Origin of the sequence: Chryseobacterium koreense CCUG 49689, assembly GCF_001045435.1 — a bacterium.
GTDB lineage: Bacteria > Bacteroidota > Bacteroidia > Flavobacteriales > Weeksellaceae > Kaistella > Kaistella koreensis.
This window is the reverse complement of record NZ_LFNG01000006.1, coordinates 1-25,735: the sequence shown is the minus strand read 5'-3', so window position 1 is coordinate 25,735 and position 25,735 is coordinate 1. Positions and strand designations below refer to the sequence as shown.

The 25,735-nt window shown below is 41.7% G+C and carries 23 protein-coding genes; 5 read left to right on the top strand and 18 right to left on the bottom strand.

Annotation, left to right across the window (positions count from 1 at the left end; all coding sequences use genetic code 11):
* Positions 1–231: 231 nt before the first annotated feature.
* Positions 232–951 (top strand): iron-sulfur cluster repair di-iron protein, encoded by a 720-nt coding sequence (gene ric, locus ACM44_RS04895; RefSeq protein WP_048498948.1) that lies wholly within the window; start codon positions 232–234, stop codon positions 949–951.
* Between the two features lie 178 nt (positions 952–1,129).
* On the opposite strand, the gene ACM44_RS04890 is transcribed toward ric, so the two are convergent.
* From ACM44_RS04890 to porU, 14 genes are all read right to left on the bottom strand, one after another.
* Entirely contained in the window at positions 1,130–2,077 is a 948-nt protein-coding gene (locus tag ACM44_RS04890) for a transketolase family protein (protein WP_048499169.1), read from the bottom strand.
* A gap of 35 nt (positions 2,078–2,112) precedes the next feature.
* Positions 2,113–2,964 (bottom strand): transketolase, encoded by an 852-nt coding sequence (locus tag ACM44_RS04885; protein WP_048498947.1) that lies wholly within the window; start codon positions 2,962–2,964, stop codon positions 2,113–2,115.
* 108 nt (positions 2,965–3,072) lie between these two features.
* Positions 3,073–3,459 (bottom strand): hypothetical protein, encoded by a 387-nt coding sequence (locus tag ACM44_RS04880; protein ID WP_152669300.1) that lies wholly within the window; start codon positions 3,457–3,459, stop codon positions 3,073–3,075.
* An 80-nt stretch (positions 3,460–3,539) separates the two neighbouring features.
* Positions 3,540–4,976, bottom strand: coding sequence for a sodium:solute symporter (locus ACM44_RS04875; RefSeq protein WP_048498945.1), 1,437 nt, complete (start codon positions 4,974–4,976; stop codon positions 3,540–3,542).
* Positions 4,977–5,141: 165 nt separating this feature from the next.
* Positions 5,142–5,804 carry an MgtC/SapB family protein gene (locus ACM44_RS04865; RefSeq protein WP_241477139.1) on the bottom strand — a complete coding sequence of 221 codons (663 nt, stop codon included), beginning with the start codon at positions 5,802–5,804 and terminating at the stop codon, positions 5,142–5,144.
* A gap of 15 nt (positions 5,805–5,819) precedes the next feature.
* Positions 5,820–6,104: a GNAT family N-acetyltransferase gene (locus tag ACM44_RS04860; protein WP_048498943.1), complete on the bottom strand. Its 285-nt coding sequence runs from the start codon at positions 6,102–6,104 to the stop codon at positions 5,820–5,822.
* Between the two features lie 408 nt (positions 6,105–6,512).
* Positions 6,513–7,412 (bottom strand): pirin family protein, encoded by a 900-nt coding sequence (locus ACM44_RS04855; RefSeq protein ID WP_048498942.1) that lies wholly within the window; start codon positions 7,410–7,412, stop codon positions 6,513–6,515.
* A gap of 37 nt (positions 7,413–7,449) precedes the next feature.
* A complete protein-coding gene (locus ACM44_RS04850) occupies positions 7,450–7,767 on the bottom strand; it encodes a GNAT family N-acetyltransferase (RefSeq protein ID WP_048498941.1) in 318 nt (105 codons plus the stop codon).
* A gap of 93 nt (positions 7,768–7,860) precedes the next feature.
* Positions 7,861–8,907 (bottom strand): LLM class flavin-dependent oxidoreductase, encoded by a 1,047-nt coding sequence (locus ACM44_RS04845; RefSeq protein ID WP_048498940.1) that lies wholly within the window; start codon positions 8,905–8,907, stop codon positions 7,861–7,863.
* A gap of 100 nt (positions 8,908–9,007) precedes the next feature.
* Positions 9,008–9,670 carry an NAD(P)-dependent oxidoreductase gene (locus ACM44_RS04840; RefSeq protein WP_048498939.1) on the bottom strand — a complete coding sequence of 221 codons (663 nt, stop codon included), beginning with the start codon at positions 9,668–9,670 and terminating at the stop codon, positions 9,008–9,010.
* 152 nt (positions 9,671–9,822) lie between these two features.
* On the bottom strand, positions 9,823–11,334 hold the full coding sequence (locus ACM44_RS04835; RefSeq protein WP_048498938.1) for a catalase: 1,512 nt from the start codon (positions 11,332–11,334) through the stop codon (positions 9,823–9,825).
* Positions 11,335–11,560: 226 nt separating this feature from the next.
* Positions 11,561–13,816: an FUSC family protein gene (locus ACM44_RS04830; RefSeq protein WP_048498937.1), complete on the bottom strand. Its 2,256-nt coding sequence runs from the start codon at positions 13,814–13,816 to the stop codon at positions 11,561–11,563.
* Between the two features lie 78 nt (positions 13,817–13,894).
* Positions 13,895–15,022 (bottom strand): type IX secretion system outer membrane channel protein PorV, encoded by a 1,128-nt coding sequence (porV, locus tag ACM44_RS04825; protein WP_048498936.1) that lies wholly within the window; start codon positions 15,020–15,022, stop codon positions 13,895–13,897.
* A 33-nt stretch (positions 15,023–15,055) separates the two neighbouring features.
* Positions 15,056–18,961, bottom strand: coding sequence for a type IX secretion system sortase PorU (gene porU / locus ACM44_RS04820; RefSeq protein ID WP_048498935.1), 3,906 nt, complete (start codon positions 18,959–18,961; stop codon positions 15,056–15,058).
* A 162-nt stretch (positions 18,962–19,123) separates the two neighbouring features.
* On the opposite strand from porU, the gene gldJ reads away from it, so the two are divergent.
* A complete protein-coding gene (gene gldJ / locus ACM44_RS04815; RefSeq protein ID WP_048498934.1) occupies positions 19,124–20,731 on the top strand; it encodes a gliding motility lipoprotein GldJ in 1,608 nt (535 codons plus the stop codon).
* A 63-nt stretch (positions 20,732–20,794) separates the two neighbouring features.
* Positions 20,795–22,069 carry a UDP-N-acetylmuramoyl-tripeptide--D-alanyl-D-alanine ligase gene (locus ACM44_RS04810; RefSeq protein WP_048498933.1) on the top strand — a complete coding sequence of 425 codons (1,275 nt, stop codon included), beginning with the start codon at positions 20,795–20,797 and terminating at the stop codon, positions 22,067–22,069.
* A gap of 14 nt (positions 22,070–22,083) precedes the next feature.
* Here ACM44_RS04810 and ACM44_RS04805 read toward each other — a convergent pair whose 3' ends face one another.
* Positions 22,084–22,701 carry an NUDIX hydrolase gene (locus tag ACM44_RS04805; protein WP_048498932.1) on the bottom strand — a complete coding sequence of 206 codons (618 nt, stop codon included), beginning with the start codon at positions 22,699–22,701 and terminating at the stop codon, positions 22,084–22,086.
* A 32-nt stretch (positions 22,702–22,733) separates the two neighbouring features.
* On the opposite strand from ACM44_RS04805, the gene ACM44_RS04800 reads away from it, so the two are divergent.
* Positions 22,734–23,120, top strand: a complete 387-nt coding sequence (locus ACM44_RS04800) for an SRPBCC domain-containing protein (protein WP_048498931.1) — start codon at positions 22,734–22,736, stop codon at positions 23,118–23,120.
* A 79-nt stretch (positions 23,121–23,199) separates the two neighbouring features.
* On the opposite strand, the gene ACM44_RS04795 is transcribed toward ACM44_RS04800, so the two are convergent.
* Complete coding sequence (locus tag ACM44_RS04795; protein WP_048498930.1) at positions 23,200–23,895, bottom strand: ABC transporter ATP-binding protein; 696 nt, start codon at positions 23,893–23,895, stop codon at positions 23,200–23,202.
* Between the two features lie 102 nt (positions 23,896–23,997).
* Here ACM44_RS04795 and ACM44_RS04790 point away from each other — a divergent pair, with 102 nt between their 5' ends.
* Positions 23,998–24,189, top strand: coding sequence for a hypothetical protein (locus ACM44_RS04790; RefSeq protein WP_048498929.1), 192 nt, complete (start codon positions 23,998–24,000; stop codon positions 24,187–24,189).
* Positions 24,190–24,357: 168 nt separating this feature from the next.
* Here ACM44_RS04790 and ACM44_RS04785 read toward each other — a convergent pair whose 3' ends face one another.
* Positions 24,358–25,302 carry an ISAon1 family transposase gene (locus ACM44_RS04785; RefSeq protein WP_048498928.1) on the bottom strand — a complete coding sequence of 315 codons (945 nt, stop codon included), beginning with the start codon at positions 25,300–25,302 and terminating at the stop codon, positions 24,358–24,360.
* A gap of 28 nt (positions 25,303–25,330) precedes the next feature.
* Positions 25,331–25,684 carry an ISAon1 family transposase N-terminal region protein gene (locus ACM44_RS04780; protein WP_048498927.1) on the bottom strand — a complete coding sequence of 118 codons (354 nt, stop codon included), beginning with the start codon at positions 25,682–25,684 and terminating at the stop codon, positions 25,331–25,333.
* Positions 25,685–25,735: the final 51 nt, after the last annotated feature.

Sequence of the window (25,735 nt, the reverse complement as noted above, 5' to 3'; positions counted from 1 at the left end):
TCTTAATGATGAAATTCTTCTAAGTCAACTTTGCATTGTTTGTATCATCACACATTCTAGTTTATTAGAATTATCCAATAGATAAAGAAGAAATAACCGGTTTAGAAGTGGTCTCTGATCAATTTTGGCTGTCTTTAAACCTATAAATATTTTCTTTAAATTTAATTAAGATAAATTTGTCCGAATTAAAAATTAGTTTTAAATTTGTCCTATAATTTTAAACAAGAAAATATGCTGACCCAAGAAAAAACGATTGGTGATTATGTGGCAGAAGATTTCAGAACCGCCGAAGTCTTTAAAAAATACAACATAGATTTCTGCTGCAAAGGCGGAAGAACTATAGAGGAAGCCTGCGAAAAAAAGAATGTCGATGTGCAAAAAATCTATAAAGATCTGGACGAGGTACAGAACAGAAACTCTTCTTCCGACATCGATTTTAATTCTTGGCCATTGGATTTGTTGGCTGACTATATTGAAAAAACACACCATCGGTATGTGGAGGAAAAATCATTGATGCTGGTTCCGTACCTTGAAAAACTGTGCAAAGTCCACGGCGAAAGACATCCTGAACTTTTTGAAATCCATCAGCTTTTCCTTGAAAGCGCGCAGGATTTGGCGGCACACATGAAAAAAGAGGAGCTGATCCTTTTCCCATTCATCAAAAAAATGGTGGCGGCAGAAAAAAGTAATGAGACCTTGCAGTCACCTCGGTTTGGCTCGGTTGAGAATCCGGTAGATTCCATGAAGCACGAACATGCGGTGGAAGGTGAGCGTTTTGAGAAAATTGCCGAACTAAGTAATGGCTATCAGTTTCCGGATGATGCTTGCGGAACTTATCAGGTGACCTATAAAATGTTGGAAGAGTTTGAGAGCGATCTCCACAAACATATCCATCTAGAAAATAATATTCTTTTTCCAAAAGCAATTGCTTTGGAGAAGTCCTTGAACTAAATTTCACTGTTTTTTTTTCAGAATCCGTTTCAGAATCTTTTGAGGCGGATTTTGTTTTTTGAAATTTTGCTGAGTAAGGTGGCGAAAAACACCGCAACATTTTCACGGCAATAAAAGATGACCATTCAAAAAAAACACGCTAAAAAAGCGTGTTTTGAATTATTTTGATTATTCGCGATTATCTTGCCAGAATTCTCTTTACCGCCTCTTTCACCGCAGCGGCATCTATTTGATATTTCTTCATCAGCTCTGCAGGAGTTGCCGATTCCCCGAAAGTATCATTCACTGCGACAAATTCCTGGATGGTAGGTCTTCTTCTGGAAAGCATTCCTGCAACCGATTCTCCCAATCCGCCCAAGTAATTGTGTTCTTCGGCAGTCACAATCCTTCCGGTCTTTTCTACAGATTTCAGGATGATTTCCTCGTCCAAAGGTTTGATGGTGTGGATGTTGATGACTTCGCAGGAGATTCCTTCTTTTTCCAATTCATCGGCGGCCACCAAAGATTCCCAAACCAGATGTCCGGTTGCGACGATGGTCACATCTTTCCCTTCCTGCAGTAAAATTCCCTTTCCGATTTCAAACGGCATATCTTCCGGCATGAAAACAGGAACTGTTGGTCTGCCAAACCTTAAATAAACCGGACCTTCAAAATCAGCGATTGCCAATGTTGCAGCTTTGGTCTGGTTGTAGTCGCATGGATTGATCACGGTCATCCCGGGAAGCATCTTCATCATTCCGATATCCTCTAAAACCTGGTGGGTCGCTCCGTCTTCACCCAAAGTCAATCCGGCGTGTGAAGCACAGATTTTCACGTTTTTCCCGGAATAGGCAATGGATTGTCTGATCTGGTCATAAACTCTGGAAGTGGAGAAGTTGGCGAAAGTTCCGGTGAACGGAATCTTGCCGTTGATGGTTAATCCCGCTGCAATTCCCATCATGTTGGCTTCAGCGATTCCGACCTGGAAAAATCTTTCCGGTGCTTTTTCGATGAATTTCTCCATTTTCAGGGAACCGATCAAATCGGCGCAAAGTGCTACCACATTAGGGTTTTTATCTGCCAATTCTGCAAGTCCCGCTCCGAAACCGCTTCTGGTATCTTTTTTTTCTGTGTATGTATATTTCATTTTTCTTTTAACTAAATTACTAAACCACTCATCCACTAATAATCCGCCGGTGCTTCCAAATAAAGCTGTTTAAATGCCGTTTCCAGCTGCTCGTCGTTCGGAGCTTTTCCGTGCCAAGCGTGCGTTCCCGTCATAAAGTCAACGCCAAATCCCATTTCGGTATGCAGAAGGATTGCGACAGGCTTTCCTTTGCCGGTTTCGGTTTTTGCCAATTCCAAAATATGGATCACCGCTTCCAGATCGTTTCCGTTCTTTTCCTCCAAGACCTTCCAGCCGAATGCTTCCAGTTTTGCGTGAAGGTTTCCTAGGCTCAAGACCTGATCCACATCGCCGTCAATTTGTCGGTTGTTGTAATCGATGGTCGAAATAATATTATCCACTTTTTTTGCGGCGGCAAACATAAACGCTTCCCAATTCTGGCCTTCCTGCAATTCGCCATCACCTTGAAGGGTGTAAACCAGGGACAGGTCGCCATCTAGTTTTTTACCCAAAGCGGCGCCGATTGCCACAGAAAGTCCCTGTCCAAGAGAACCGGATGCAACCCGAACTCCCGGAAGTCCTTCGTGAGTGGTGGGATGTCCCTGCAATCTGGAATCCAATTTTCTGAAAGTGCGCAATTCATCCACCGGGAAAAATCCGAATCTCGCCAAAGTGGAGTAGAACACGGGTGAAATATGCCCGTTTGAAAGGAAGAAAAGGTCTTCGTTTCTACCTTCCATGGTGAACGGAAGTTTGTAGTTCATCACCTTTCCATAGAGCGCCATGAAGAATTCGGTGCAGCCCAAACTTCCGCCGGGATGGCCGGAATTCACGGCGTTCACCATTCTCAGGATGTCTCTTCTAATCTGTGTTGCAAGCGTTTTCAACTCTTCAATAGATTTACTCATTGTTTAGATTTATTTGATGGCGAATTTACAAAAAAACAGTGGGTTTGGGAAATGAAAAATCCAGCTTCTTCGGCGAGATGGTATTCAAAATCTGTTTCGAACCGCAATCTATAATTGGATTTCGTAAATAAATATTTTTCCGTTCAAGGGATCCTTAAAATATCTTGAACCTTGGTCGAAATCTGAATTCTCTTTATATTTTATGGAACTTTCTGCTGGGTTAAACCATTCGGGTTTTTCCCAAAAATCGCTTTCATTTGTTCTGGATGTATCGATAATGAGATTGTTTACTTTCTTAAATTCTTTCCACCAGTCAGGATTCGAATCGATCTCCAAGTAAATTTTGTACTCCAGACTCCAATGTGCGGATTGCCAATAGTTTCCGTGAATGATATTCAGTTGGTCGTTCGGATGTGATTTTGTCCAATAACCATAGGCTTTTTTCGGATTTTCGGTTTTAATTTCGCGACAGTTTATTATTACAAATATTGGCAAAAAAAGTAAATACCTTTTCCACTGATAGATCCATTTCGCATCTTTGGACGCATGAAATTTTAACGAAACCACATTCTAATTTATTTTCTCCTTATCAACCATAACCCAAAAAAAGTAAGCAGACCATTGATGATCAACAGCTCCAGTCCGATTTGGAAATCACCGAAAATATTCTGCTGGTATTTATCGATGAAAAATGAAATCAGTGGTGCGGCGATGCAGATGTATGGAACGAGCTTGTCTTTTACCTTGTAGTTGGTGAAAATTCCGAACGCAAAAAGCCCAAGAAGCGGACCATAAGTAAATCCCGCCAGTTTCAGAATCAGGCCGATCATCGAATTGTCGTTGATGATTTTAAACAGAACCACCATTGCCAAAAATGCTGCGGCAACAATTAAGTGTACTTTTTTTCTGAATTTTTCCTTCGATTGATCGTCGATATCTTTTTCCTTTAAACCAAAAATGTCGATGCATAAGGATGAGGTTAAAGCCGTCATCGCGCCATCTGCTGAAGGGAAAAGTGCGGAAATCAAGGCGATGATGAAGATGATGGAAATAAACGGCGGCATGTGGTTCAGTGCGATATCCGGGAAAAGTTGGTCGCCAGAACTTACGACGTGTTCGGTTTGTCCATAAAGATGAAGCAATCCGCCCATAAAAAGGAAAAGCGAAATCACAATTACCAAAATGAATCCGAGTGTCACCATATTTTTCTGCGAGTCTTTCAGCTTGGTGACGGAAAGCGATTTCTGCATCATTTCCTGGTCTATTCCGGTCATGGTGATCGTGATGAAGGCGCCCGCCAAAACCTGTTTGAAGAAAAACGCCTTGGAATTCACATCCGTGTTGAAAACTTCGGTGTAGCCGAGTTGGTTCATTTGCTGTAAGCTCTCAAAAAAGCCGAGATTCAGATGATTCAGCATATAGGCAGAACAAATGATCAGTCCCAAAAGCATGCAGCTGGTCTGCAAAGTATCGGTATAGACTATGGTTTTCACGCCGCCTTCAAAAGTGTAGAGAATAATCATCAGCAAAATCACGAGCGTGGTCACGATAAACGGAACCCCCAAACTATCCAGGATTGCGATTTGCAGGATATTTACCACCAGATAAAGCCGCGCCGTGGCTCCCACCAATCTGGAAACGATGAAAATCCACGCACCGGATTTGTAGGAAAGTTGCCCCATTCTGTGCTGCAGATAACCGTAAATAGAAGTGAGTTTCAGCCGGTAATAAAGTGGCAAAAGGATGTATGCAATCATGATGTAGCCAATTAAATAACCAATCGTAATCTGTAGATAATGAAAAGAATCGTGACCCACTGCACCGGGAACCGACACGAAAGTAACCCCGGAAAGCGAAGTCCCAATCATTCCAAACGCCACCAGCATCCAATTGGATTTCCGATTTCCGATGAAAAAACTGTCATTGTCACTACCTTTTCCGGTGCGGTAGGCAACCCAAAGTAAAAGTGCAAAATAGGTGATGATGATGAGCAACAACAGAATCGGATTCATAGTTTGAATTTTAAAATACCGACAAATATAGTTTTTTCATCGCGAATAAGGGCACAAAAAAAGACCTCGCAAAAGGTCCGGGGGATTTGCACCGCTGGAATTGAAGCTTTCTTACTAAACGACTCCGCGATTATGGTGACGCTGCATTTTCCAGCTATTGATGATTCAAACAATATCAATTTTCAGGATATCCGCATTTGAAAAAAGCTGCTTTTTCAATATTTTATGGTTCCTTTTTCTGCCCGATAATTTCCAATAGATGGTGAGCCGATCTGCAGATTTTGACTGAAAAATAATCGAGCTTTTAAGGTGGTTTTCTTTAAAGAGTTTCTTGAACTCTTCCATTTCCCCTTCCTTGAAAATGGTTGTGATTTTATATTCTGTAATTTTATTGAGGTGGTCTATCCATTTTTCCAGATAGAGCAGACCCCACAAAACCAAAAGTACCACCGCTGCTCCGAAGATTGCCAGGAAAATATGTTGGGAGCCAACCGCCATTCCCAGTGCCGCAGTTACCCAAATCGTGCAGGCAGTAGTCAAACCGTTGACTTTGTTTTCGTCCTTGAAAATCACCCCCGCTCCCAGAAATCCAATTCCGGTAATGATATTGGCTGCGATCCGATCCGGACTTTCGGTGCCGATTCTCATGGAAAGAATGGTGAAAATGCAGGAGCCCACGCAAACCAGCATGATCGTTCGCAAACCGGCGGTTTTGTTGTGGTATTCCCGCTCCATCCCAATGGACATTCCTACCGCGATTGCTACTAAAACCAGCAGTAAATCTCGGTAATTGAACAGTGCAAACAAATCTTGAAAGTAATTCATCATGGTGCGGTTTTTCAATTAAGCTAAAACGTGTGCTAAATCCGGGTTTCTTTGAAACGTTGCCTTTGCGAATGGGCAAAGTGGAATGATTTTCACCTCTTTATCCTGAGCAAATTCCACTCCGGCTTTCACAAGTTCTTTTCCCAAATCTTTTCCGCGAAAAGCATCATCCACTTCGGTGTGGTTTATGATGAATTTATCGTTTCCTGCCCATGAATAGGTCATCGATCCGGCTTTCTTGCCCTCATAAAAAATTTCGAATTCACCTTTATTATTCAGGTGGTGATGTTTGATTTTGGTCATTGGAATTAGGTTTAAGGCCTGTCTGCCGACAGGTAGATTTGAAGTTTAAAGTTTGAGGTTGGAGGTCTGTCTGCCGACCGTTAGAGTTGAGGCTTCTATTTCATGGTTTAAAACTTCTATTTTGTAGTTTAAAGCTGCGATTTTATAGTTTAAAGCTGCATATTCGTAGTTTAAAGCTATGAATTCATAGTTTAAAGCTATGATTTTATAGTTTAAAGCTACATTTCTGTAGTTTAAAGCTGCATTTTTGTAGTTTAAAGCTGCATTTTCTTAGTTTAAAGCTAATATTTCATAGTTTAAAGCTTCAATTTCACAGCTTTAAGCTAATGTTTCACAGTTTGAAGCTAATGGTTTATCGTTTAAGGATAAGATTTAAGGTTTAAAGTTTCAGTTTTTGGCCATTTTTCATCATCTGTGTTTTAGAATCGCTCTCGGTAATTGGACATATTCCTCTTCATCTCCCACCACTTTCGGGAAAGCCTCCAGGTTTTGTTCGTGCCAATCGAGTTTTGCCTGCTCGATGGTATCTCGGTTGGAGCTCACGAAGTTCCAGAAAATATAGCGTTCTTCGGGAAAAGGTTCACCGCCGAAAAGATAAACGGTGGAATTTTCATTCATCTCAAATTCACATAATGTGGCATTTTTCGCAATGAGCAACTGTTTGGAGCCAAATTCATTTCCCTCTATATTCACCGTTCCTTCCAATACATACATTGCCACTTCACCGAACAGGAAATTTCCGATGTTAAGTCTCGCTTTTTCTCTGTTTTTGATCTCGATAAAGAACAGTTTGCTGTAAACCGGAACCGGGGATTTTTTTCCAAAAGCTTCTCCGGCGATGAGTTTGTAGTGGATTCCGTTTTCTTCCCATTGCGGGATTTCCGATGCTTCTGTGTGGTGAAATTCAGGATTCATCTGCTCCAAATTTTTGGGCAGGCCCACCCAAATCTGGAATCCGTGAAGTGATTTGTCGGTTGCTCGGAGGTATTCCGGCGTTCTTTCAGAATGTACCACGCCTTTCCCTGCGGTCATCCAGTTCACGGCTCCCGGTTGAATTTCCACGGCGCTTCCCAAGGAATCACGATGGAAGATTGCGCCTTCAAAAAGATAGGTCAAAGTGGAAAGCCCGATATGCGGATGCGGCGGAACATCCAGATTTTGATAATCCGAAAGTTTTGTGGGCCCCATGTGATCGATGAAGACAAAAGGCCCAACCGCTCTTTTTTCGCGAAACGGCAAAAGACGACCCACAAGGAAATTCCCTATATCGGCGGCTTTTTCTTCTATGATTAATTCTAAATTGGACATAAAGTTCGATTTGAAATTGGATGTTTACTTAGGAATTTCACAATTGGTCAAATCCGCTGAAACGCTCATCAACCAAATGTTTCCATTCCGGATGTCTTTTGATGTAGGCAAAAACATAAGGACAGTAGGGAAGTACTTTTCTGCCATCACGATCGATGTATGCCAAAGTTTTTTCTACCAGTGCTTGTGCGGCGCCGGTGCCCTGCAACTCCTTCGGTGCCTCAGTGTGCACGAGTGCCACCTGGTTTCCGAAGTCTCCGTAATTGATAAATGCCACTTGGCCGTTATATTCCAATTCGAAGCGTTTTTTCTCCTCGTTATTCACTAATGGAATGTTTTCAAATTCTGGTTTCATCTATTTATTTTATTTTAAAATTAGTAAAAAAATGGGGAAAAAGATTCCCCAATTGATTATTTAAGATGTTTTTATGATTTCATGGAGGAACCGTTAAGTAATGCCGAGTCGCTTCTTTACTTCAGGTATTACCTGCTTTGCGTAGAGCTCCGTGGATTTCAAGACCATTTCATGCGGAACCGTTCCCAAGCTGGAATGTGCCATAAACCTGGTGAAACCGAACAGTTGATGCTCCATCACAATTTTGTTTACCGCTTTTTCCACGCTTCCCACCATCAATGATCCTCTTTCACTTCGCATCCACTCAAACTGCTCGCGGGACATGGGCTGCCAACCGCGGTCTTTGCCTACACGATCCATCATCTGTGCATAGTGCGGAAAGAATTCGTCTGCAATTTCTTCGTCATTTTCACCAATAAATACGTGATTGTTGATCCCCAGCTGCAACTCGTCCGCCGACCTGCCATTTTCCGCCGATGTTTTCTTGTAAAGATCGATGAAGGGAACAAAATTGGCGGGCATTCCACCTATGATGGCAAGCATCAAAGGAAGTTTTAGTTTTGCAGCTCGGATCGCGGAAGCAGGTGTTCCACCGGCAGCTAACCAAACCGGAATTTCGCCATCCAAAGCTCTCGGATATACCCCAAGATTGTGGATCGGTGAACGCAGATGGCCGCTCCAGCTCACTTTTTCAGATTTGTTAATTGCCAACAGAAGCTCCAGTTTTTCATCAAAAAGCTGATTGTAATCTGACAAATCATAACCGAATAGCGGAAAACTTTCAATGAAAGATCCCCTTCCTGCCATAATTTCGGCTCTGCCCCTGGAAATTAGATCCACAGTTGCAAACTGCTGATAGATACGAACCGGATCGTCTGAACTGAGCACGGAGACCGCACTGGTCAGCTTGATGTTTTTGGTAATGGCTGCCGCTGCCGCTAAAACCGTTGTGGGTGATGATACCGAATAATCTTCGCGGTGATGCTCGCCAATTCCAAAGACATCTACGCCGAGTTCGTCTGCAAGTTTTACTTCCTCCAGCAGATTCTGTATTCTTTGGTGGGCACTGATGCCTTTTCCCGGAATGGTTTCCGGCGCCATGTCCGCGAAGGTCATTATACCAAATTCTAATTTTTTCATATCCTTAGGTTTAAAGTCCAAATACCGAATTTAATTCGGACTTCCTGATTATAAAGCGTTAATCAATTTGATTCCCGGCGGAAAACTTCGTGTTTAAAGCTTAATATGCTGCCGTAAATTGCTTTCTCAAAAATTGTTTCTTCTCGATTTCGTCCACCACGGCTACTGCCAAATCTTCTACGGAATGTCTGGAGCGACCTTCGGCATCGAACACCGGTGATTCATTTCCGTAGCGGTAAGCTCCGGTTCTGCCTCGGTCTTTATCATCGCTAAACATATTCATCTCGATTGCCGGTGTGAAAAACTCCCAGTCTAAAGACTCGTTCTTACTTAAGTTTTCTACAAAATATTTTTTAACGGCACTGGCTCCGGCATAGATTTCCTTTGGAAAGTTCGGACTGTCGACCAAATATTTACCATCAATCTTCATGGTTCCGGCGCCGCCAATGACAATGAGACGTTTGGCATTGGATTTTTCTACCGCGTTTTGAATGCTTTTGGCACCTTTCAAATAGTCATCGTGGATGTTCGGGTTGGTCCAGCCGGGATTATACGCACTGATCACCACGTCGTTGCCGTTCAGGATTTCAGAAAGTTCTTCGGTATTGAAGATGTTTAAATTTCTTTTGGTAATATTTTCACTTGGATTTTTGATTTTATCGGTATTTCTTGCGATGGCCGTAACATCATAGTTTCTATGTGTAAGTTCGTTCAGAATGGCGCTGCCCACATATCCGGTGGCACCTATTAAAGCTATTTTCATAATGATTTAAAATTTATTGATACAAAAATACTTCGGAGAAGCTGATGAAGCGTTGATGTATGGTAAATAAAAATGTTAGTCGATCGTTCAATGTCTTTTTTAGGACTAAAAAAAGCCCCACAATTGTTGAGGCTTTCATTTTATATATAGGTCTATCCGTTGGAAGGTTTTGGTGCCCAACGGTCGTATGGGGTCATATCGAATGCATGGACTTCATCCATTGTTAAGCCTAAAGCTTTTGCAACACCTTCACCATATTCCGGATCTGCTTTGTAGCAATTTCTGATGTGTCGGATTTGGATGAACTTTTCTGCTCCGCCCACATTTGCCGCGGTATTTTTGAAAAGTACATCGGCTTTTCCATCTTTTTTGATGATTCTGAACAAATCGCCGGGTTGGGTGAAATAATCTTCGTCATCATCACGGAAATTGTGTGCATAAGCGTCTCCTGAAAGTTCAAGTGGCGGCTCTTTCGCGCTTGGCTGTTCCTGCCACTCTCCGTAGCTGTTGGGCTCGTAATGTTTTGTTCCGCCATAATTTCCGTCAACCCGCATGGCGCCGTCTCTGTGGTAAGCGTGATAAGGACATCTGGGTTTGTTTACCGGAATCTGGTAATGGTTTACGCCCAATCGGTAACGCTGCGCATCGCCATAGGAGAAAAGTCTTCCCTGCAACATTTTGTCCGGTGAGAAACCGATTCCGGGAACGATGTTGGTAGGGTTGAAAGCAGCCTGCTCCACATCGGCGAAATAGTTTTCAGGATTTTTGTTCAGTTCAAATTCACCTACTTCAATCAGTGGGAAATCTTTTTTGGACCAAACTTTAGTTAAATCAAACGGGTGGAAACGGTAAGTTTTCGCCTGTTCTTCTGTCATGATCTGCACGAACATTTTCCATTTCGGGAAGTTTCCTTTTTCGATGTTTTCGAATAGGTCTTTTTGAGAGGATTCTCTGTCCATTCCGATTAATTTTGCGGCTTCTTCATCGGAAAGGTTTTCGATTCCTTGCTGAGTCACGAAATGGAATTTCACCCAATGCCGAACATTATCCTTGTTAATGAAGGAATAAGTGTGGCTTCCGAATCCGTGCATGTGCCGAAATCCGTTCGGAATTCCTCGGTCGCTCATTACAATGGTGACTTGGTGGAGTGCTTCGGGAAGCAAAGTCCAGAAATCCCAGTTGTTATTTGCGCTCCGCATGTTGGTTTTTGGGTCCCGTTTCACGGCGTGGTTCAAATCGGGGAATTTCAGGGGGTCTCGGAAAAAGAATACCGGTGTGTTGTTTCCCACCAGATCCCAAATTCCTTCTTCGGTATAAAATTTCAGGGCAAATCCGCGAATGTCTCTTTCAGCATCTGCCGCACCTCGCTCACCTGCCACGGTTGAAAATCTAGCGAACATCTCGGTTTTTTTACCAATTTCGCTGAAGATGGCGGCTTTGGTATATGGTGAAATGTCGTGTGTCACGGTAAAAGTTCCGAATGCACCGGAACCTTTCGCGTGCATCCTTCTCTCTGGAATTACTTCACGGTCAAAGTTGGCCATTTTTTCCAGAAACCAGACATCCTGCATCAAAAGCGGTCCTCTTGGTCCTGCGGTTTGTGAGTTTTGATTGTCGGGAACGGGTGCTCCGGTCTGTCTTGTAAGTTTTTTTTGGTCTTCCATGATGCGGTCTTTTTTGAAATTAATGGTAAAGCTATTTAGATTTCATGAATTAAAGTAATGATTATCCATTGATAAGATAAATGACGCTCATTAAAATGACGAATTAAAGTTACAAAGATTTATGGAAAATAAGCAGATTTTATGCCCGCATTTTTTCAATAAGAAAATGGCAATCAATCAGTTTGCCGCATAATAGCGGATATTCCTTACCAAAAAGGCGGAAGCATCAGCTTTTTTCGGAAAGATTAATTGGACTGATTTTTTCTGCGACTTTTCTTTGCTCATTCGCCACATCGTAAATCAGGTCCAAAATTTCCGTAAGATTCTTGAGTTCGGTTAAATGGGTGATTCTGTTTTGATCGCGGATGTTGAAAATTTCATTGTCGCTGATTTCCCTTTTTCTTCTTTCCAGCAGATGATCCACGGAATCTTCGGGAGTGATGGTGCTTTTATCGATGATGGAATCGTGCAGTTCCTTTTTGTCTAAAATCAAGAAAACACTTTGCAGCTCCGCGGAAATTTTGGTATTCCAGTTTTCGAAATCGATTTCAGGATATTGATCTGCAGATTTTGAATATTGAGAAAGCGAAGCGATATAAGCGGTAATCAAATGACCTGTAATCACAAACTGGTGCACGTTTTCTAAACTTTTTTGCTGGTTTTTGGGGTCAGAAATCATTCGCTGGAAATTATCGGACAGATTCGCCAGATCGATTACTGCATTTTTGCGCATCAACTTGTACTGCTCAACTTCGTTTTTATTTTCTGTGAAAGTTTTCATCACGGTTTCAAAATAGGCCAAGTTACTTTTTGCCGAGTTTTTCATCAATTCAATATTTTGGGTATGTTCCCAAACCGGCAAGACGAGATAAGAAACCAAGAACGCTACCGCGCCACCAATGGCGGTATCCAGAATCCGGTCCTTGAAAACGAGATTCACATTTCCCGGATTCAGCATGTTGAAAGCCATGAAAATATAGATGGTCATGAAAAAAACCGCCCAGGCATATTTTTCCTTCAGCAGGGCGAAACACAGAATCATACTTAAAAGAAAAACACTGAAAAGCACGGTTCCATTTTCCGTGAAGTAGAGTAGTATATAAGCTGCGATGGCGCCCAAGACGGTTCCATATAACCGAAGAAGATTCCGGTGTTTGGTGGTGGAATAAGCAGGACGCATGATGGCGACGATGGTAATGAGAATCCAATAGGAATGCCCAATTCCCAGAAAGTCCAGTTTTGAAATAAAATACCCGATCAGTAACGCGACAGTAATTCGAATGGAATGTCTGAAATGGGAAGATTTTAGCGAAAAATTGGCGATAAAGACTTTCAGATTGGGTTTTTCATTATTGGTGACAAATTTTTCCACATCCAATCCGCTGGACAGGCTTTTTGCCAATCGATTCCCATCCATGAAAACTTTGTAGATGGTTTTCAGCTCGTCTGAAATATTATTGATTCGCACTAAAATCAAACGCATAATCATAAAATTCTCAAGGGTTTCCGGGCTGAGTTTTTGATTCCTCAGGTCGAAATATCTGTCGTAAAGTTCATCAAGTTCAGGATCGATCCGGTAAATGGGTTTTGCCTTGATTCCGCTTTGCAAGGCTATTCCAATGTTGGCGAGCTCTTCTGAAAGTTTTGACAGATATTCACCAACATGATTTAGAAATCCGGTTTTGCCAAAACTTTCCTGGATCTTTTTGTAGTCACTTTCTGAAGTCATTAGTTTTTCGTGCAGGTCTATTGAATTCAGGAACATCAGCATCAGCAATCGGCTTGTGGTTGTGGATTCATTGACGATTTTTCTGGTTTTGAAAACGGTTTCCCGGGTTTCTTCCTGCAGATTTTTGATCCTGACTTGCTGAGCGATAATCTGTTTCTGAAGTCCCTCAAAATCTGGATTTTCCAAATAGAACTTTGATTTCAAATTCAAATAGTTAGCGAGTTCTAAATAATTTTCGCCAATCATTTGTCCCGCGAGTTTGTAGGGCTGAATTTTGGAAACAACCAGAAAAATCAGCAGATACAAGACCGAACCAGCGAGAAAGGTCAACAAACTTTTGAAGATATTTCCGCCCGTCAAATGTCCATCAATAAAAATGGCCAGCACTACGAGCGAAAGTCCACCGACTCCGGCAAGTCTTTGTCCATAAACGCCAAGCAATGAAAAAAACATCCCGAAAACCACGATCTCGAGGTAGATGAGCGGTGCGAAAGATTTTACCAAACTGGCGATCGCCGCCACGATGAAAAAGGAAATGATGGAAAGCGCCAATGCATTTCTTCTGCGGATGAAAGGTCCCGGTTGATCGGTCAATCCCACGAAACTGGTTGCGAGAGGGAATAGGAAATATTCCTTCAGCAGACCGAAATGAGCCAAAATAATACTCGGAATTACGATCGCCAAAGAAATCCGCACCCCCGAATATATCGACTGGCTGGTTGCAAATTTTTTGAGTTCAGTGGCGTAGTTCATCTTACAAATTTAAAATATTATCGCATAAAAAAAGTCCCAAAAACTGAGACTTTTAAGATTGTATTTTTATTTCATGGATTAATAATCCTGTGCGTTTGAAGAGTCTTCGCCAATATTCCAGGTAAGTCCAAATCGCAAAGTGTTGTCCAGTGCGGTATTGATTTTGGAAGTATTGATCAGGTAAGACAAATCCAATCCGAATGATTGGTATTTCAAACCAACGCCCACGGTGGCATATTGTCTTGCTCCCTGTTCGGGGCTTTCGTGGAAATATCCTGCCCGAATGGCAAATGCGTTGTCATATTCATAATCCACTGCTCCGCTGAACATGATGCTTTTTGGGTTGCTGAAGGATTTTCCGATCCCGGCCATTACATCCACATTTGGGATCACTCCGTCCTTATCGGGTCCCGGAACCAAAAGTTTTGAAGCTTCAAAACTTAAACCGACTCTGTTCAAATCATCCAGGAAGAGGTCATAACCTGCTCCTAGTCTTGCCATGGTTGGAAGATAGGATCTGGATTCTTCATCACCGGTATAATCTAATCTTGGTCCAAGGTTTTGGATGGAGAAACCTGCTCTTGCACGTCCTTCCATATCGTTTAGGCTGCTGTGCTTTTCGGACATATAATATCCGGAAACATCAACCGCAAAAGTATTTGCAGGCTTCAATGTATTGTCTGAGTTGAATCCGCCAGATAAATCCGAACGCACGAATCTACCGGTCACCGCCATGGAATAATTGTCAGAAAGTTTCAAGCCATAAGCGACATCGATTGAAAACTCGTTTGGTTTTGCTTTCCCTGTTTCGGTATAGACATTATTTCGGTAGTCGCTCAACTGCACTTCACCCATGTTGAAGTAATAGATACTTGCTGAAATGGTGGATCTTTCCTCATCTCCCAAAAACTTATGGTAAGCGGCATAGAGTAAAAAAACATCATTGGTGAGTTTCCCCATATACGGAGTATAGTTAAGTGCAATTGCCGAAGTAGTTTTGCTGAATGGGTATTTTGCAGCATTCCAAAACTGAGAGAATCCATCACTGGTCGTGGCAACTCCCTGGTCTCCCATACCTCCGGCTCTCGCATCAGGCGAAATCCTCAGGAAAGGTGCTCCGGTGAGGACGGTCTGATTGCTTTGCGCGGCTGCCAGAACGCCAATTCCGATGCCAATACTTAAGAATAGCTTTTTAGTCACTTTCATAAAATCTTTTTTATTCGTTATTTTTCAATTTGTTTACCTTAAAAGGACCATTTTTTCGATGGCTGTAGCGCTGCCTTTGCATTTTTCCTGATCCTGGCTTTTTGCAAATATCTTAAAAATATAGGTTCCTTTACCCACTGCATCGCCAAAATCATCTTTTCCGTCCCATTCAATTGCCGTTCTTGGGGTACGGAATCCCTGGAAGAAAGGTTCTGCAGTAACCGAAGTGCTTAATGTTCTTACCAATTTCCCCGTAATGGTGTAAATCTGAACGTTCACATCGAGAATATCCGGACAGTTGTGTTCAAACTGCACATAAGTCTTATTGGTAAAAGGATTCGGCCAGTTCAGTGGCTTGTTGATGATTAATTTCTGATCTTCTTCGTCCTTTACTACAAAGTTTAACGTTCCGGAGGTAGAATTATTGTTAATATCCCAAACTTTAAATACCAACTGATGCGGTCCCGGAGCCAAGTTTCTGAACGGGTAGCTCACTGTGCCCTTTTGATAATCCGATAAGGCAGGGTTGGTGCAGCCGTTTCCATCGCCGGAGAAATAGAAGTCATTTAAAACTACAGTTTCCACAATCTTACCGTCTAAAATCACTGTAATATCATGTCCGATACCGGATCCGGTAGAATTGATTCCTTTGTCATCAGTCACGCATGCCAAAAAAGTTGGATTTTGGTTGGTGATTCCGCCATCTGCAAAGTTGGTGTTGTTCATGTAGAGGTTGATTTTTGGCGGTTCAGTGTCATTAATTCCGTTCGGGTTGATTCCGCCAATGCTTTGAGGCTGATTGGTAAATACGTCAAATGACTTATTATCGGCATAAGCTAAAATTCGGCCGTTTCCAATTTCATAGTTAATGTCTTTCGGCACATAGAATTCCACGGTGAAAACTCCATTCACGGCTTGTCCCGAAGCTTTTACGATTGGTCCGCCCTCTTCGGTGTACTGCAAAGGAGGATTTAATTTTGGATTTTGGTCGTTATTGAGTGTTTTTTTATTAATTCTTTTATCGAAAATATTGATGGCGACCCTTCCATTAAAATTATTGTCAGGTGTTCCATCTTGTTTGTTGATGTGACCTTTTACTTTCACGAAATCCAATGCGCGAATCTGTCCCGGAACCGGTGTTTCCACATCGTCAATGGTGATCAGTCTTTTTGGGCGGCTTAGTTTGGAGGCCGGATCTCCCAATAGATTTACCTTAAAATGGTCAGAATGTGCGCCTTTTTCGATCTTTGCCTTTAAGAATGCATCGCCCAGATTTAGGAAATCATCATTGATCAGGTCAAAGATATTTTTGCTAAAAATTGTGGTAAACTGCTCTCCGTACCCAACCTGGATCGCCCGGCTTGAAGTAATCATGGTAGCTGCACCTCCTTGTTTTGATTTGATGACCTGTTCTCCTGCCGAAAAAGTTGCAGGGTCGTCCCACAAGGTAAATTCACAGGTGATGGTAGAAACCAACGGGAAACGGCTGTAAACGTTATTATAATTGTTAAAATTCTGAATCATATCCGTGGTCAGTACCCTTTCCTGAGCCCATCCGTTGATTCCGCCGTGTCCGAAATAGAAGAGGTAAAGGCTATTTCCCACATCGTTTGAGATGGCTTGGTTTACCGCCGGATATCTCTGTCCGCCTGCAGTAGTTTGTGCCTGAAATGCATCCAGATAAAGTTTTCGGATATTATATTCTTTCCTCAAATTTCCGACCGGATTTTCAAAAATACTGACCAGCGAAGCGTTCATGGTATTATGGAACGGGGTCCCGTTATCAGCATCATCGTCCACCACGAAATCTAGCTTCATTCGCCATTCCCCAAACGGGGTAGATTGGCCGGGAAGCGCATTGTTGTAGGCAAGCGCTTTGTCAATGAGGAGCTTGGCTTCTGCCATATTCCCTGCAGGAAGACGCCCCACGGGAAAATCTGGAAAATTGTTTGATAAAGTTGGACTTACTTGTGGCGAAGTCATGGTGTAATAATCATCCGTAACGAATGAACTGGAGTAATCTGCGCTAAATTCACTTTGGTAAGATGGAATCACATCTGAACCCGGAAAATTTTTCCCTTTATAATCAAATGAAGTATCTCCAAGTATAAATAGGTATTTGAGTTTTCCGGCAGGAGTATTGAGTTTTGTGGCAAAATCCCTGATGGCGGTAATATCTTTGCTGCCACTGCTGAATTCGTTATAGATTTTGTTCACATCTACCACTGCCACGTTGTATTTCCCCTGATAGTAATTGGCTAATCGCTGTGCATGCCCCATCATTTCAGGTTGGGTAATCATCAGATACTCGATGTTTTGTAACCCGGAAAGATCTTGGTTGTCGATTTTTCCCATGAAAGAAGGCTGAAACGCATCAGAACTTCTAAATGCCACAAATTCGTTGACAAAATTATTATCGGCTGCTTGGTAGGCGAAACTGAAGTTGGTACTGTTTCCGGATTTGTTGGTTTTCTTGGTGGCATTCGTGATGTCGGAGACTTGCCAAACCTGTTCGATCGCAGAAGCATTTGCAATATCGAAAGTATAGGTCTTTCCGGAATTTTCTTCAATGTCATAACTTCTGAAGTTCATCTGGGCATTGTCAAATCTTAGGTCTTGCTTATACTGTACTTCCGCATAATCAAAATAGAATTTCCCATTGGGATTACTCGCGATATTTGTTTGATAATTAAAAGACAGTTGGTTTCCTGACAAATTAGTTATGTTTCCAAAATATAGGTTGGTCACGTAATAAATATTGTTGTCCAGCGGGATGGTTTGGGTTTCGGGATTTTGATTGTTGAAGCTTAAACTAATTTTATTTCCACCCGATTGGTAAGCGATATATCTTGTTCTATACTTGATGTTGTCTGTGGGTAAGATCGGCGATTTTGTGTTAAAAGTCACTGTTTTGGTGTCGGTAATCGCATCTCCCACCCAGATTCGGCCGATATTTAACAGATTAAATTTTTCCTCGTTTATATATTGGTATTCGTCATATCTTGAAATCACATTGGTGTTGATGGCTTGATCATCAACCAAAACCCGCTTTCCCGGACCTAAATCAAAATTGATGAAGTAATACGCGAAATCGTCATAGATATTGATAAAGTTAAAGGACTGGTCATTTCTGGTTTCGGTTCTTCTTTTTCCGTTTCCATTGGTGTCGCCAAAGGTTTTGTACAAATTGTAGCCATTTGGTCCCTGTGCATAGAAAAGCGCGTAATCTCCGTCGTTCCACACACCATCCTCCTCGCCGATGACCTGTATCGCGTTTTCCTGAAGAGCAGAATACCTCATATCTTGATTAAATTCCGGCAAAGCCAAACCTCCGTTCCCGTAAATCCGGAAATTTTTTGGATTAATGCTGCCCGGATTAATTCCATTCTCCTGCAGGAATTGCTTTGTGATCTTGAAGATTCCCGATCTATCAACCTTTATTTTATAGAAAGTTCCAGTTTTTAAAGGATTCTCAGTGGTTCCGATTTTCCCGGCGAACTGTGCCGTGTTTGGCGCTGATTCCCCTGTGCTCACGATTGAAAATGAATTTAACCGATAAATCACACCTTTTTCAACCTTAAAAGCGGAAACCGAGAAGTTGGTTGTTTTTTCTTTAGTATATGGATTGGTATAAACATCTACAAAAGCATCCTCGCCAACCGGGATGTTTGTGGTAGAGAGGTCGAAAAGTTCCTTTTGGCTGATTTTTTCCCACTGCAGGTTGGATATCTTTTGAAGGGCTCCCGAATATTTGGCTGTTCCACGATATCTGATATTGCCATTTTCGTAGGAATAACCTTCATTGGTGAAAAAGGGCGCATTGATGGTGTAGGTGCCAAAATCCTGGACTTTACTTCCATTCCATTCAATCTTCACATTCTGTGAGGAGAAAAAAACGATAAAAAAATTAAAGATAGAGAATGATAAAATTCGCTTCATCTGATTTGTGATTTTTCAAGATTACAAATTAAACGAAAAATAATAAATAATAATATGGTACAATAAAATTAATTTGTTAACGTTTTGCAAAAAAATACATGGATAATTTGATTTATTAAAGAAATTATTTTTTCTTTGTACACTGAAAATTCTATTTTGATTATGAATAAACTAAAGTTGTTTTCTTTGTTGGTATTAGGTTCTGCAGTAGTGCTAGTGAGCTGTGGCGGTGGCGGTGCCAAGAATGGAGGTGGAACTAAGGGGCGTTTTACAAGTAAGACCGGCTGGAAGCCAAATGAGCAGAAAGGTTGGTTCTTTACTGGAAAACAACAAAAACAAAAAGCTTGGCCGGGAATGGTGTATGTGGAAGGCGGTACTTTTACCATGGGATTAGTAAAAGACGATGTAATGCATGATTGGAATAACACTCCGAGAAGAATGCAGGTCAGCGCGTTTTTCATCGGTGAAACCGAAATTACCAATTACGAATACCGGGAATATGTGACTTGGCTTAAATTTGTATTTCCTCCATCAGATCCTAGTTTTAAAGAAATTTATACCGGGGCACTTCCAGATACATTGGTTTGGAACAACAAACTTTCCAGAAATGATTTTGCAGAAACCTATTTTAGAAGACCAGAATATGATTATTATCCGGTGGTAGGCGTTACTTGGCTTCAGGCATCAAGATATTGCGACTGGTTGACCGACCGCGCAAATGAAAAAGCTTTGATGAACCAAGGGGTGATTGCTAAAGATTTCTATGCAAATGATGCCAACAATCAAGGTGCAAATTCATTTAACCTAGATAAGTTTAAGGCAAATGACCCGGAACTGGCTGCATACGTAAATCAGCAAAGATTGCAGCAAAAATCAGGAATCAAAACCACCAACCAAAGAATCTTGGCAGCAAATAGAAATGCCACTGCAGGTGTAGTTGAAAAATTCCGTTTGCCAACCGAGGTGGAGTGGGAATTTGCAGCATTAGGTATGCAAAAAGATAGAGAATACAACCTTTATCAAAATAAAAAGCCAGAAATTGAGCAGCTGAAAGGGAAAAAAGGAAGAAAAAGAGGGATGTATTTAGAAAACTTCAAACAGGGAAGGGGTGACTACTCCGGAGTTGCAGGTTGGAAAAATGACGGATCTCCTACAACCTCTGATGTGAAGCAATATCCGGCAAACAATCTGGGGATTTTCGGAATGTTCGGTAATGTGGCAGAATGGACAGCAGACGTATATAGACCAATCATTGACCAGGAAGCAAGCGACTTCAACTACTACAGAGGAAATGTTTCCCAACAAGTAGTGAAAAATGCAGACGGAACTTTCAAGAAAATTGAAAGTGTGAAATATGATACTCTTGCCGATGGAAGATTGGTTTACAAAGGACTTCCTGGCCAGTATGAAAGAAAAACGGTAGCCGATAACAGAAACTTTAGAGATGGGGACTTCCAGTCTTCTTTGGATGCAGGTTACGGAAAAGCTGAAGACAGCAGCACTTTAGGTTATAATATGTACAACTCCCCAAGAAAAAGATTCATTGTAGATGAGCTTGGTAGAGTGATTTTGCAGAAAGACAGACAATCTAGAACAACCAGAATCAGCAATGAGGTAAGAGTGATCAAGGGAGGTTCTTGGCTTGATGGAGCATACTGGCTTGATCCGGGTCAAAGAAGATTCCGTGAAGAGGGTAAATCATTTGCATGGGTTGGTTTCCGTGTGGCACAAGACGCTAAATCTGCGGCAACCGGTAGAACAAAAAGATAAGATTTAACCAAAATATCCAAAAAATCCTTCTGTTTTTGCAGAAGGATTTTCTATTTTTGAAAAATGAATGCAGCCCAATTTTATCCTTTATTTCTAAAGTCTTCGAAAGTAACCATTGACAGTAGAAAAATTCAAAAAAATGATATTTTCTTTGCTTTCTCGGGAGCGAACTTTAATGCAGCTACTTTAGCACAAGATGCCATGACTAATGGAGCTTTGGCGGTAATTGTGGAACAGCAGGAATTTGCCGACGCTGATCACCATATTTTTTATGTCCCCTCGACTTTGGATTTCCTACAAGAACTCGCGGTTTACCACCGAAATCAACTTCAGATACCCATTATTGGATTGACGGGCAGCAATGGAAAAACCACCACCAAAGAACTCATTCATGCCGTGCTTTCAAAGAAATTCAATGTGCAATATACCCTCGGAAATCTGAATAACCATATCGGGGTCCCACTAACCATTCTTTCAATCAAACCAGAACATGAAATGGCGGTGATCGAAATGGGGGCAAATCATCAAAAAGAAATTGAGCAGCTGTGCGCAATTTCGCAACCCAATTACGGCTATATCACCAATTTCGGAAAAGCACATCTTGAAGGTTTTGGAGGATTTGAAGGCGTGATCAAAGGTAAATCAGAACTCTATGATTATCTGAAATCTCATCGTCAAACGGTTTTAGTTAATGAAAATGACCCGATACAGCTTCAAAAAACGAGCGACTATCAACCAAAAATCACATTCGGAGGAACAGGTTCTGATTATCATTTTGAAGAATTTTCCAGTCAAAACTTCGTTGGATTAAGGTTTAATGGCGAAAGTGCACAATCGAAACTTACCGGAAATTACAATTTCACCAACCTTTGCGCTGCCGCAAGCTTTGGACTCCATTTCGGGATCAATTTTCAGGATATAAAATCCGCCATTGAAAATTATGTTCCAACCAACATGAGATCACAAATCATGGAAAGAGACGGGAAAACCTTGGTTTTGGATACCTACAATGCCAATCCGAGTTCTATGGCTGCATCGCTGAGAAATTTCAGCAGTTTTGACGGGACCAAAACCATCATTATCGGAGATATGCTGGAGTTGGGAGCAGAAGCTAAAGAGGAACATGATGATATTCTGCAGTTGGCAAAATCACTGAATTTTGACCAAATTATTACTGTTGGCAAGAATTTCCTGAGTCTAAATTCCCCGGACTCCCTCAATTTTGAAAATTCTGCAGAACTGGCAGAATTTATGAAATCAAATAGATTGAGTTCAAAAAATATTTTGTTGAAAGGATCCCGCGGAATCGCACTGGAAAAGGTTTTGGAGTTTATTTAGTGAAGACAAGCAGGTCAATTCTGAATTTTGGCTGATTCCCAGTAATCGTTCAGAATGAGTTTGATATTTTTAAACGTTCGTGGAAAAACCTCGGTCTCGATTTGGCTCTTATTTTTCCATGAAACTTGAGAAATTCCCTCTTCAATTTGTGGAACCGGAGTTTCTTCGCCCACGAATTTCATTCTGAACCAGTGTGTAGTTTTCAGGATTTTAGCACCGTTTCGTTCGGTATAGGTATGGTAGGTTTTGTTGATGAAATTTTCCAGTTCCAGATTTTGCAACCCGGTTTCTTCTTCCACTTCCCGCAATGCTGCACTTTCCAGAGATTCGCCCTTTTCTATTTTTCCTTTGGGCAGATCCCATTTCCCAATTCTGTAGATAAACAGGATTTCGCCGTTCTTATTCTGCACCACGCCGCCAGCAGCTCCTACCGTCTTGAATAGTTTTCCGAATTCGGTCCAAATTTCCTCTAGGTTTTCACCGAAGATACTGATTTCGGGACAGGAGGTGTTTTCAAGCAAATCAATAGCGATTTCCAAAGAGGCAGCTCCTTCAAACCGAATTTGTTTCTGTCCTTCTTCAGGGTTTTTACTAAAGGTTAATCTTTTTTCATTGACAAAAACTTTATACATTTGCAGCTCTTTAATCTTACAAAAATATAAAAATGAATTTAGAAGGGCGAAAAATAGTAGTAAATAAATCGGTAAATGAGTTGGTGGAAATGCTGAACAAGCCGGAAGATTACAGGGCATTAATGCCGGAATCGCTGCAAAGCTTCGAAGCTCGTGACAATGGTTTCAAGTTCAGTTTGAAAGGAATGCCGGAAATCGCGCTAAAAATTGAAGAAGTTTCCCCAGAACAAGTGGTGCTGAAATCGGCGAGCTCAAGTCTGGATTTCGCGCTGAGAGGGGCGATGAAGCCGATCAGCGAAAGCCAAACTGAAGTTCAACTTCTTTTTGACGGGAACTTCAATCCGTTTATCAAAATGATGGTAGAAAAACCGCTGCAAAACTTTATCAATTCTTTGACAGATAATATTGAGAAAATCTAATCGTTTTTCTTAATCCAACTAAAAATCCCTAAATTCTGGCAATTCAGGGATTTTATTTTTTTACAAGCTTGGTGTTTCGTCAGTGCGTGTAGTTGGCGAACGCGTCTTCCAGACTCTCAAATTTACCTCTAAACTCATCAATTGGCGAATCCCAGATAATTGAACCTTGATGGATCAAGATCACTCTGGAGCAAAGCGCTTCCACTTCCTGCATGATGTGTGTGGAGAGAATTACGGTTTTTTCGCGGCCGATTTCCTTGATCACATTTCTAATCTCTATGATCTGGTTTGGATCGAGACCGTTTGTGGGTTCGTCCAGAATGAGCAAGTCCGGTGAGTGAAGAATTGCTTGAGCCAATCCCACACGCTGCTTGTAACCTTTTGAAAGCTGGGAAATTTTCTTGGACTTTTCCGGGGTGATTCCCACCAGTTCTATCACTTCATCTATTCTGGCTTTCGGTAAATCGTGCAGTTCCGCCACGAAATTCAAATATTCACGCACATACATTTCGCCATAAAGCGGATTGTTTTCCGGGAGAAAACCGATTTTTCGTTTGGAATCGATCTCATTTTGGGTGATGTCTTTTCCATCGAAGGAAATTGCTCCCGCATCAATTTTTAAAGCACCCACGATTGATTTCATCAAAGTGGATTTTCCGGCTCCATTTGGACCGAGTAATCCGATGATTTCCGTTTTGTCTATGCGGACATTGATATCATTCAATGCGGTCTGTTCCCCAAATTTCTTGGTAAGATTAGTGATATGTAGAGACATCCTTGTTTAAGTTTGATAGTGCAAATGTAAACATTTAAGGTAATTTAATTCATTGAATAATTTTCGCTATCTTTATTGTCTAAAATCACAAAATTCCACAAGATGAAAGTAGAGCCAAAAAAAAGGGATTCCAAGCGTGCGCTGTTCAGAAACGTAAAACAGATCATCATGTATTTTGAGGACCAGATTGAGCCCGGGAAGACCTGGCAAAAGAAAGGCAACCTTATGTTCATGAGGACTAAAGGCGAGAAATTGGCAGTGCATTACGATAAGAATGTCTTCGTTCAGGTGTAAAATTCCAAAATTTGACGTTACACTTTCTATCCCGAGATCAGGAAGATTTCGGGAAATTTCTAGATGATTTACAATATAAAAGACCTGCGATCGCTGCTTTCTCTTTGATTGAGTGCGATAGGATTTCCTGTAAGTGAACCTCAGGGATCAAGTACAAAACTTGGGGGATTAGGCAAAAAGTTTCGATAATCTGAACAGGAAAAACGACCTGTCCTTCACTCCCCTGAGCTGCATTCTGAAGTTTTTGATTTTGGCGTTGAACGATTCCGCAGAAGCGTTTGTACTCCTGTGGTTGAAGTAGTTCAGGATGTCGTTGTAGTGCTGGTTGAAGGTCTTCAGGATGGTGTTGTAGGATTTGAATCCCGTTTCTTCCACTTCACGGAACCAATGCGCAAACTTGGTTATGGCGATATCCTTCGATATCATTTGGTTGTATATTTTCCTTATTTTGCCGGTGATTTTATAGGCCAGCTGCAGGTCGGGATATTCAGCGAAAAGGATTTGTGCTCTTTCCTTTTGGGAAGGCGTCCATTTGTCGGGGCTTTTGTAGAGCAGATACCGGCTTCTTGCCAGGAGTTGCTTTCTGGAGTCCCCATTGGCAAATACTTCGGGAATATAGGCTGTCTTGTCTTTTCTGGCCTTTTCCAGCCCGTCACTTTCCTTGTCTATGGCTTCCCAGCGATGCTTTATCCTGATTTCCTGCAGTGCTTCGGTGGCGAGTTTCTGAACATGAAAACGGTCCACGACCTGTACCGCATTGGGAAAACATTTTTTTGCAATGAGCTTCATGGAGCCCGCCATGTCCAGGGTGATTTCCGTTACCTTTTTGCGGATTTTCCTGCCTATTTTTAGCAGATGATGAATGACTGTCTCGCTCCGTGTCCCCTTGATAATGGCAACAATAGCCCCTTTTCTTCCGTTTGCTCTTTTTGAAGTTAAAACACTGTAAAGTTCACCGTCAGAAAGTGATACTTCGTCCAGGGAGAGCGAGCCGGAGATATTTTCCGGATAAAGGATCCAGTCCTCGCAGTGCGGCTTCTGTTCCCAGTCTTGGTAATCACTGGTTTTGTCCTTATACTGCCTTTGAAACTTCTTGCCATCCACGCCATACATCTCGGCAATAACCTTGCACGGAAGGGCCTTAGTATCGGCTGATTTTTTTTAAGAACCCCGCAAAATCCTGTGTCATGCGGGTTCCCTTAGCTATCAGATTCCAATCACGCTGCAGTGTTTCCTGGCTTTCCATATCGAGCCACCGCCTGCGTCTGATGTGCAGTTTTACGGGCTTTCCCCGAAGCGGAAAATCTTCCACGGTAATCTCTGGAAGAAATCCTTTAGAATTAAGAGTTCTTTCTTTGAACTCCTGAGGTGTTGAGTTTTTTTCTTCAAAAGAAATATGTAAAACATCATCAATATTACTAATGGCGGTAATATCGAAATGTTCTATCAAAAATTCAGGTAATAAAAGTCGGAGGATTTCGTAGCTACTTAACATCCAGCAAAATTAATGCTTTCCATAGCTTCCCCCAAGTTTTAAAACTGATCC